The sequence below is a fragment of the Rhizobacter sp. P2_H3 genome (genome assembly GCF_056403355.1).
The window spans coordinates 1-2229 of the sequence record NZ_JBFUFQ010000438.1 but is presented as its reverse complement, the minus strand read 5'-3'; the positions used below and the strand labels follow the sequence as shown (position 1 = coordinate 2229).

The following is a 2229-nucleotide window of genomic DNA, read 5'->3' as shown; positions in this document are numbered from 1 at the left end:
GTCGGTGATGTAGCGGTGGCTCAGCTCGGCCGCGGCGACGATCGCCGGGTCGGTGATCTCGACGCCATGGTGCACCTCGTACTTCTCCTGCAGCCCGCGCAGGATCGCGATGGTCGCCTCGACCGTCGGCTCGCCGACCAGGATCTTCTGGAAGCGGCGCTCCAGCGCGGCATCCTTCTCGAGGTACTTGCGGTATTCGTCGAGTGTGGTCGCGCCGATGCAGTGCAACTCGCCGCGCGCGAGCGCGGGCTTCAGCATGTTGCCGGCGTCGATCGCGCCCTCGGCCTTGCCGGCGCCCACCATCGTGTGGATCTCGTCGATGAAGACGATGGTCTGGCCTTCGTCCTGCGCCACTTCCTTCAGCACCGACTTCAGCCGCTCCTCGAACTCGCCGCGGAACTTCGCGCCGGCCAGCAGCAAGGCCATGTCGAGCACCAGCACCCGCTTGCTCTTCAGCGAATCGGGCACCTCGCCGGCGACGATGCGCTGCGCCAGGCCCTCGACGATCGCCGTCTTGCCGACGCCCGGCTCGCCGATCAGCACCGGATTGTTCTTCGTGCGCCGCTGCAGCACCTGGATCGCGCGGCGGATCTCGTCGTCGCGGCCGATCACCGGGTCGAGCTTGCCGCGGCGGGCGCGCTCGGTCAGGTCGATGGTGTATTTCTTGAGGGCTTCGCGCTGGCCTTCGGCATCGGCGTTGTCGACCTTCTGGCCACCGCGCACCGCGTCGATCGCGGCCTCGAGCGCCTTGCGGGTCAGGCCGTGCTCCTTGACGAGCGGGCCGATCGCCGACTTGGCATCGGTCGCGGCCAGCAGGAACATCTCGCTCGCGATGAACTGGTCACCGCGCTTGGTGGCCTCTTTCTCGGAGGCCTGCAGCAGCGCGCCGAGCTCGCGGCTCGCCTGCACCTGCTCGCCGCCCTGCACCTGCGGCAGCTTGCGCAACTCGGCGTCGAGCACCGACTGCAGCTTGGACGAATTGACGCCGGCGCGTTCGAGCAAGGCCTTCGGGCCATCGGTCTGGGCCAGCATCGCGGCCAGCAGGTGCACTGGCTCGATGTAGGGGTTGTCGCGGTTCAGCGCGAGGCTCTGGGCCTCGCCGAGCGCTTCCTGGAACTTGGTGGTGAGCTTGTCGAGTCGCATGGGACGAATCCTCCGATTGCAGGGGATTTGAGGCATTCGCCCCCATTTTCAAGCCGGAACCCGCTCACCGGGAACCCCGGCTTGATGCAGATCAGCTCGTCAGCTCGCGCTCGACGTCGGTGGCCTTGCGGCGGGCCAGCGCCAGGTTGGACTTCGCCTTGTCCAGCACGAAGTAGATGAACGTGCCTTCCTTGCGCGAGACCGGGCGGATGATGTGGTACTGCTTGCCCAGCGTGATCAGGATGTCGTCGATCACGTCGTTCAGGCCGAGCTGGCGCATCGTCTTGGCCTTGGCGCGCACGACCTCGGTGTTGCCGGCAGCCGCCACCTCGAGGTCGAGGCCCGCGCCGGCCGAGCCGAGCATCATGCCGCTGGCGGAATCGACGACGGCCGCGCACAGCGCGCCGTCCATGGTGAGCAGGTCGTCGAGGGATTGGCGAATGGTGGCCATGGCAGTTCCTTGGGATGTCGTTGAAGAGGCTGAGCGAGATGATTGCGTGGGAATCTGAAGAAAAAGTGGAGAAAGAGGAAAGCGGAGCGCGGCGATCGGGCCGCCGGCTGCCTCAGCTCGCCTGCAGGCGCCGGCCGAGGGCCCGCGTCTTGCGCTGCCAATCGGTCCAGTCGACGCCGCGGTGCTCGCCGACCGAGACCAGCAGCAGGTCGGGATCGGTGCAGCACGGGAACATCGCCAGCACGCCGCCCCGGTGGTACATCACCGCCGCCGCCAGCTCGCCGAGCGACGCGAAGTGGCTGCGCTGCCGGTCGTGCAGCCGCCAGTAGTCGACGGCGGCCTCCCAGGTGCGCTCGGCATCGGCAACGCGGCCGCTGGCCTGCCAGATCAGCCCGGTGGCCGGGTCGACCAGTGCGCATCCGACGATGCCGGGCTGCGCGGCCATCGCATCGAGCTCATCGGCCACGACGCGCGGGTTCATGCAGTCCCCATGCTGCGTTCGACGCCGTTCAGCGCGTTGAGCACCATGCCGAGCAGCGCGCTGGTGTCGGCCAGCAGCACGACCACCATCGGCTCGCCGCGCCACTGCACGCTGCGCATCACCAGCCGCCCGGCGCTCGAATCGACCACCATGC

General features: G+C 68.2%; 3 protein-coding genes. All 3 read right to left on the bottom strand.

Annotation, left to right across the window (positions count from 1 at the left end):
• On the bottom strand, positions 1-1143 hold a 1143-nt coding region (locus AC1D1T_RS32055; RefSeq protein ID WP_477993396.1), incomplete at its 3' end, for a Clp protease N-terminal domain-containing protein.
• Positions 1144-1234: 91 nt separating this feature from the next.
• Positions 1235-1594 (bottom strand): hypothetical protein, encoded by a 360-nt coding sequence (locus AC1D1T_RS32050; RefSeq protein ID WP_477828971.1) that lies wholly within the window; start codon positions 1592-1594, stop codon positions 1235-1237.
• Between the two features lie 112 nt (positions 1595-1706).
• Entirely contained in the window at positions 1707-2075 is a 369-nt protein-coding gene (locus tag AC1D1T_RS32045; protein ID WP_047512013.1) for a hypothetical protein, read from the bottom strand.
• Positions 2076-2229: the final 154 nt, after the last annotated feature.

What these genes read in the sequence shown, in the direction of transcription:
- AC1D1T_RS32045 (WP_047512013.1), bottom strand. Translation starts at nt 2,075, where the DNA reads ATGAACCCGCGCGTCGTGGCCGATGAGCTCGATGCGATGGCCGCGCAG.
- AC1D1T_RS32050 (WP_477828971.1), bottom strand. Translation starts at nt 1,594, where the DNA reads ATGGCCACCATTCGCCAATCCCTCGACGACCTGCTCACCATGGACGGC.